This is a genomic window from Trabulsiella guamensis ATCC 49490 (assembly GCF_000734965.1).
Lineage (GTDB): Bacteria > Pseudomonadota > Gammaproteobacteria > Enterobacterales > Enterobacteriaceae > Trabulsiella > Trabulsiella guamensis.
Genome location: NZ_JMTB01000059.1, coordinates 192,287 through 198,735, shown reverse-complemented (window position 1 = coordinate 198,735; position 6,449 = coordinate 192,287). Strand labels below are relative to the sequence as shown.

Genomic DNA, 6,449 nt, shown 5'->3' with positions numbered 1-6,449 from the left:
GGGGGATACCGCCAGCGCCAACAGTTAGTTGAACCGAAGTGATACCGGATAAATCCAGTAATGACTTGGCGATACCACCGCCACCACCTCCACCACCGCCAGCCGCACGACCACCCGCACCACCGCCACCTACGATCTCCACATAGCATTTTCTTCCGTTCTGCAACTCAGCAGGGACTGCCCAGTTGGTTACTCCCGGCGCAGAAAAAACAATCATGTTTTTATAGCCAAAAGCCGAATCCCCTAAACCAACCTTTTTTATAACTCCTGATAACCAGGCGACATTTCGCCGTTTCTCCTGTTTTCATAACAGGAGAAATACCCATGATTTACGGCTATGCCCGCGTATCAACAAACCACCAGGACACCGAACTTCAGCGCTCCGCTCTTGAGTCAGCGGGATGTGATCACATTTACGAGGAGCATGCCAGCGGGCGAAAATCGAACCGCCCGGTACTGAAGCGGCTGATCGCCACTATGCAGGCTGGTGATGAACTGGTGGTCTGGAAGCTGGACAGGATCGGTCGCAACGTGCTGCATGCGTTGTTAATGTTCCAGCAGCTACAGGAAAAGGGTATCAACTTCCGCAGTATTACAGATGGTGTGGACCTTAAAACGGCCAGCGGTCGCTATAATTTCCGCAATATCCTGTCAGCGGCGCAATATGAGTCTGATCTGAACAGCGAGCGTACGCTGGCGGGGTTAGCCGTTGCACGGGCAAAAGGACGGATAGGGGGACGTCGGCCTAAGTTCACGGCAGAACAATGGGAGAAGATGAGGAAAATGATTATGGCAGGCGAGACACGGCAAAGCGTATCGAAAGGGTACGGAGTGGGGATTTCAACGCTGTATAAAAAATTCCCTGCTAATCATTAATGATTACCGCCTCCCGTCGTATGCAAGAACGAGCGGCGGCTGGCTGGCGATCGTTCGATAGTGCGAGTATTGAATGGTTGCCAGCCGGCGCAGAGTCTACATGACGATTAACGAACAAACCAGTCGTCAGCGCTTTCCCATGTCTCCTGGAGTATTTCCTCAATCGCTTCTTTGTCCTCAGAGGTCCCATTACGGACAGATAGCCTATCCATCCCCGCTATGCGAACCATAGCTTCAATATCAGGGTATTTGCGTTGCAATCGTTTGTTCAGCTCAATCGCCAGCGCCGATACCGCACCAGTAGGTAATTTCTTCGTTTTGTCGATAGTTACTTCAACGTAGAGCATTATGCACCTCACATAATGAAATGGTGTTCTGTGTCTGCATCGGTATGTGATTCGATGCTATCAATGCGTTTTTGTAGCTCCTGAACCAGTAATTTCGCCATACTGAGGCGGATCATCACGTCCTGGTCGGGATAACTCTGAGCATTTTTGAGGCCGATTGATGCGAGAGTGTCGATGAAGGATGATCTTAAAATAATCAGATTCCCCATAGGGCTATGATCCATCTGAAATGATGTTAGTTCGCGCATGCCGGAAAATTCATCTTTGGAAGACATTGCTGCCACCTTTGACTAGATAATGTGTGATTATTATTTAACTGGTTATTTATACAGTGTCAAGTTGCGGGAACTCACAATGCGGTTCTGCTATGCTCAGGCAGCAGCAAAATGTACAATCATCGGCATGAATTTTTCTTTGTACATGTAGTTGTACATAATGGAATAAAAGAACATGACAATGACCCTCTACCTCGCAGAGGTAGCTAAGAGAAGAACCTTCGCAATTATTTCCCACCCGGATGCCGGTAAAACGACCATCACCGAAAAAGTATTACTGTTCGGACAGGCCATTCAGACAGCGGGTACGGTCAAAGGCCGCGGCTCCAGCCAGCATGCGAAGTCTGACTGGATGGAAATGGAAAAACAGCGTGGTATTTCTATCACCACGTCTGTAATGCAGTTTCCGTATCATGACTGCCTGGTTAACCTGCTCGATACCCCGGGGCACGAAGACTTCTCGGAAGATACCTATCGTACACTGACGGCGGTGGACTGCTGTCTGATGGTCATTGATGCGGCGAAAGGTGTTGAAGACCGGACCCGTAAGCTGATGGAAGTTACCCGTCTGCGCGATACGCCTATCCTGACCTTCATGAACAAACTTGACCGTGATATCCGCGATCCCATGGAACTGCTGGATGAAGTGGAAAACGAGCTGAAAATTGGCTGCGCGCCGATCACCTGGCCGATAGGCTGCGGCAAGCTGTTTAAAGGCGTTTATCATCTCTACAAAGATGAAACCTACCTGTACCAGACCGGTAAAGGCCATACCATTCAGGAAGTGCGCATCGTCAAAGGGCTGAACAACCCGGAGCTTGACAAGGCCGTCGGCGAGGATCTGGCGCAACAGCTGCGTGATGAGCTGGAGCTGGTACAGGGCGCGTCTAACGAATTCGACAAAGCGCTGTTCCTCGCCGGGGAAATCACGCCGGTCTTCTTTGGGACCGCGCTGGGTAACTTCGGCGTTGACCATATGCTTGATGGTCTGGTGGAGTGGGCGCCTGCGCCGATGCCGCGTAAAACCGACACCCGTGAAGTGGAAGCCAAAGAAGAGAAATTCACCGGCTTCGTCTTTAAAATTCAGGCCAACATGGACCCGAAACACCGTGACCGCGTGGCGTTTATGCGCGTGGTGTCCGGGAAATATGAAAAGGGCATGAAGCTGCGTCAGGTGCGTACGGGCAAAGATGTGGTGATTTCCGATGCGCTGACCTTTATGGCGGGCGACCGTTCCCACGTTGAAGAAGCGTATCCGGGCGACATCATTGGTCTGCACAACCACGGCACTATCCAGATTGGTGATACCTTCACCCAGGGTGAAACGATGAAGTTCACCGGTATCCCGAACTTCGCGCCGGAACTGTTCCGCCGTATTCGTCTGAAGGATCCGTTAAAGCAGAAACAGCTACTGAAAGGGTTAGTGCAGCTTTCTGAAGAGGGCGCGGTGCAGGTGTTCCGCCCGATTTCCAACAACGATCTAATCGTTGGCGCGGTCGGTGTGCTGCAGTTTGACGTAGTGGTTGCGCGTCTGAAGAGCGAGTACAACGTTGAGGCGATTTACGAATCTGTTAACGTGGCTACTGCGCGCTGGGTGGAATCCACGGACGTGAAGAAATTCGAAGAGTTCAAGCGCAAGAATGAAGTTCAGCTTGCGCTCGACGGCGGCGACAACCTGACTTACATCGCCCCGACGATGGTCAACCTGAACCTCACGCAGGAGCGCTATCCTGACGTGCAGTTCCGTAAAACGCGCGAACACTAATCCTTCCCGCCAGGCACGGCCTCCGCCGTGCCTGTTTATTTCCAGTTTTATTAGCCTCTTGCGGATTGTTCTTAAATCCCGTCGCATTACGCAATTGTGATCTATATTTAACATTGTGATGACAAATTCACTGGTTTAATCACCTGGCTAAATCATATTTAGTAGCTTGTTAAACCATAGGATTTTCTCATCGCAACATTAACAGCTGACCAGAGGCGCATTTTGCGGCTTAGCAACAGCCTGGCTGATTGCAAGAAACCACAGGACAGGAGCGATCATAATGATAAAACTGAAAAATTCGAAAACTCTGCTGGCAGTGATGCTGGGTACTGCCGTGATGAGCGGTTCCGCGCTGGCTGAATCAACCTCCAGCAAAGCAGAATCCGCTGCTGACAACGCAGGGCAAAAAATCGACAGTTCGATGAATAAGGTCGGAAATTTCATGGATGACAGCGCAATCACGGCGAAGGTGAAGGCCGCGTTGGTCGATCATGAATCGATTAAGAGTACCGATATCTCCGTTAAGACTGAGAAAAGCGTCGTCACGCTGAGCGGGTTCGTCGAGAGCCAGTCTCAGGCCGAACAGGCGGTAAGCGTCGCCAAAGGTGTTGAAGGCGTGGCTTCCGTCAGCGACAAACTGCACGTCCGCGACAGCAAATCACAATCGGTGAAAGGCTATGCGGGTGATGCGGCGACCACCAGTGAAATCAAGGCCAAACTGCTGGCTGATGATATCGTTCCGTCGCGCAAAGTGAAAGTTGAAACCACTGATGGCGTGGTGCAGCTGTCCGGGACCGTAGAGTCCCAGGCGCAAAGTGAACGTGCGGAAAGCATCGCCAAAGCGATCGATGGCGTGAAGAGCGTCAAGAACGATCTCAAAGTGCAGTAATTAGTTCTCAGAATATGCGCCCCGGACAAGTGTGTGGGGCGCATGTACCACAAGAAAGCGATCTACTGTGAGTCGCCTGAGCACTCATAGCCACGTATGACACTTACTATGGTAAAGGAGAATCGTATGTTTCGTTGGGGCATTATCTTCCTGGTTATCGCGTTAATTGCCGCCGCGCTGGGCTTTGGTGGCCTGGCCGGTACAGCGGCAGGTGCGGCGAAAATTGTCTTTATCGTCGGTATCATTCTGTTCCTGGTGAGCCTGTTTATGGGACGCCGGCGTCCATAGCACACGTTAATCTGTTGTAACAAAAGCCAGTCCTTGTGACTGGCTTTACTGGTTTAAGGCGAGAATAAACTGCGTTATGGTGAAGGAATAACAACACAAAACAGGAAGGCAGAGGTGGGGCAGCGAATTCCCGTAACGCTTGGCACGATCGCGCCATTAACCGTGAAGTCATTTCAGCCGGGGCCGCTGGCGCTGGTGTGTGAAGGCGGCGGTCAACGCGGTATATTTACGGCCGGGGTGCTGGATGAGTTTATGCGCGCGCAGTTTAATCCCTTTAACCTCTACATTGGCACCTCCGCCGGAGCGCAAAACCTTTCTGCCTATTTATGTAACCAGCCGGGGTACGCCCGCAAAGTTATTACCCGCTATACCACCTCCCGTGAATTCTTTAACCCGATGCGTTTCGTGCGCGGGGGCAATCTTATTGATCTCGACTGGCTAGTGGCTGAGACTGCCAGCAAAATGCCGTTGGCGATGGACTACGCCGCCGGGCAGTTCGAACTCGGCAAAGTGTTTTATATGTGCGCCTGTCGGGGTGATGATTACACGGCCAGTTATTTTTCCCCGACCAGTAAAACCTGGCTGGATCTGATCCGCGCCTCAAGCGCGATCCCCGGCTTTTACCGCAACGGCGTACTGCTGGATGGCGTCAATTATCTGGATGGCGGTATCAGCGACGCTGTCCCGGTGCAGGAAGCCGCGCGGCGTGGCGCGAAAACTATCGTTGTGATCCGCACCGTACCGTCGCAAATGTATTACACGCCGCAGTGGTTCAAGCGTATGGAGCGCTGGCTGGGCGACAGCAGCCTGCAACCGCTGGTGAATCTGGTGCAGCAGCATGAAACCTCCTATCTTGCTATGCAGAAATTTATAGAGAAGCCGCCGGGCAAACTGCGTATTTTCGAAATTTATCCGCCGAAACCGCTGAACAGTATGGCGCTGGGAAGCCGCCTTCCGGCGCTGCGCATGGACTACAAAACGGGCCGGTTATGCGGGCGCTATTTCCTGGCGACGGTAGGTAAACTGCTGGCAGAGCAGCCACCGCTGCGCCGTCACAAATCGCGCATTGTTGTCCCTGCACCGGTGGCGAATGAAGCGCTGACCGTTCCGCCGTTGCTGGATATTCCGCAGGCCAACGATGCGAACTTTGATAATGAGGATCTGGCGTGACTTACCGCTTTATCGACACCCACTGTCATTTCGATTTTCCGCCATTTACCGGTGACGAAGCGCGTAGTCTGCGGCGTGCTGCGGAATCGGGTGTCGGCAAAATCATCGTACCGGCAACGGAATCGTCCCGCTTTGCCGGGGTGCTGCGGCTGGCGGAACAGCACGAGCCGGTATACGCCGCGCTGGGGTTGCATCCGATTGTCATTGAACAGCACACGGACGCTTGCCTGGCGTCGCTGGAATCGCTGCTGGCTTCCCGGCCTGAAAAGCTGGTCGCCGTCGGTGAAATTGGTCTTGATCTTTACCGCGAGGATCCGCAATTTGCTAAACAGCAGACGCTGCTGGATGAACAGCTGAAACTGGCGAAGCGCTTTGATTTGCCGGTCATTCTTCACTCGCGCCGTACGCACGATAAGCTGGCGCTGCATCTTAAGCGCCACAATTTGCCGCGAACCGGCGTGGTGCATGGGTTTTCCGGGAGCCTGCAACAGGCGGAGCGGTTTATCGATCTCGGCTATAAAATTGGCGTAGGCGGCACGATTACTTACCCGCGGGCCAGTAAAACGCGGAATGTGATCGCCCGGCTGCCACTCAGCGCACTGCTGCTGGAAACCGATGCCCCCGACATGCCGCTGAATGGCTTTCAGGGGACGCCGAACCGCCCTGAACAGGCGGCCCGCGTATTTACCACCCTGTGCGAATTGCGCCCCGAACCGCCGCAAATCATTGCTAATACATTGATTAGTAACACGGAAGCGTTATTCGCTGGACTATGAGCGCTTTGTTAAGGTGATGTAGATCTCATTCTCAAGTATTGATCGCATATTGTTGCGTCAATT

9 protein-coding genes are annotated in these 6,449 nt (G+C 52.7%); 6 read left to right on the top strand and 3 right to left on the bottom strand.

Features of this window, described 5'->3' with window-relative positions; genetic code table 11:
* Nucleotides 1–217: glycine-rich domain-containing protein (locus GTGU_RS27160; protein ID WP_483855308.1), on the bottom strand; the 217-nt coding region annotated here is incomplete at its 3' end.
* 107 nt (nucleotides 218–324) lie between these two features.
* Between GTGU_RS27160 and GTGU_RS08635 the strand changes: the two genes are divergently transcribed.
* The gene (locus tag GTGU_RS08635) at nucleotides 325–876 is read left to right on the top strand and encodes a recombinase family protein (protein ID WP_038155793.1); all 552 of its coding nucleotides are present in this window, start codon (nucleotides 325–327) and stop codon (nucleotides 874–876) included.
* Nucleotides 877–983: 107 nt separating this feature from the next.
* On the opposite strand, the gene GTGU_RS08630 is transcribed toward GTGU_RS08635, so the two are convergent.
* On the bottom strand, nucleotides 984–1,223 hold the full coding sequence (locus tag GTGU_RS08630) for a DinI-like family protein (RefSeq protein ID WP_038155792.1): 240 nt from the start codon (nucleotides 1,221–1,223) through the stop codon (nucleotides 984–986).
* 8 nt (nucleotides 1,224–1,231) lie between these two features.
* Nucleotides 1,232–1,498 carry a hypothetical protein gene (locus tag GTGU_RS08625; RefSeq protein ID WP_038155791.1) on the bottom strand — a complete coding sequence of 89 codons (267 nt, stop codon included), beginning with the start codon at nucleotides 1,496–1,498 and terminating at the stop codon, nucleotides 1,232–1,234.
* A gap of 175 nt (nucleotides 1,499–1,673) precedes the next feature.
* Between GTGU_RS08625 and prfC the strand changes: the two genes are divergently transcribed.
* The 5 genes from prfC to GTGU_RS08605 all read left to right on the top strand — a co-directional run bounded on the left by prfC (nucleotide 1,674) and on the right by GTGU_RS08605 (nucleotide 6,386).
* Nucleotides 1,674–3,263: a peptide chain release factor 3 gene (gene prfC / locus GTGU_RS08620; RefSeq protein WP_038155790.1), complete on the top strand. Its 1,590-nt coding sequence runs from the start codon at nucleotides 1,674–1,676 to the stop codon at nucleotides 3,261–3,263.
* A 274-nt stretch (nucleotides 3,264–3,537) separates the two neighbouring features.
* Nucleotides 3,538–4,152, top strand: coding sequence for a molecular chaperone OsmY (gene osmY, locus GTGU_RS08615; protein WP_038155789.1), 615 nt, complete (start codon nucleotides 3,538–3,540; stop codon nucleotides 4,150–4,152).
* Between the two features lie 126 nt (nucleotides 4,153–4,278).
* Complete coding sequence (locus tag GTGU_RS24475; RefSeq protein WP_007373037.1) at nucleotides 4,279–4,440, top strand: DUF1328 domain-containing protein; 162 nt, start codon at nucleotides 4,279–4,281, stop codon at nucleotides 4,438–4,440.
* A 114-nt stretch (nucleotides 4,441–4,554) separates the two neighbouring features.
* On the top strand, nucleotides 4,555–5,610 hold the full coding sequence (locus GTGU_RS08610) for a patatin-like phospholipase family protein (protein ID WP_038155788.1): 1,056 nt from the start codon (nucleotides 4,555–4,557) through the stop codon (nucleotides 5,608–5,610).
* Nucleotides 5,607–6,386 (top strand): TatD family hydrolase, encoded by a 780-nt coding sequence (locus GTGU_RS08605; RefSeq protein WP_038155787.1) that lies wholly within the window; start codon nucleotides 5,607–5,609, stop codon nucleotides 6,384–6,386. Before GTGU_RS08610 ends, GTGU_RS08605 begins: the two co-directional genes overlap by 4 nt.
* The last annotated feature ends 63 nt before the right edge of the window (nucleotides 6,387–6,449 follow it).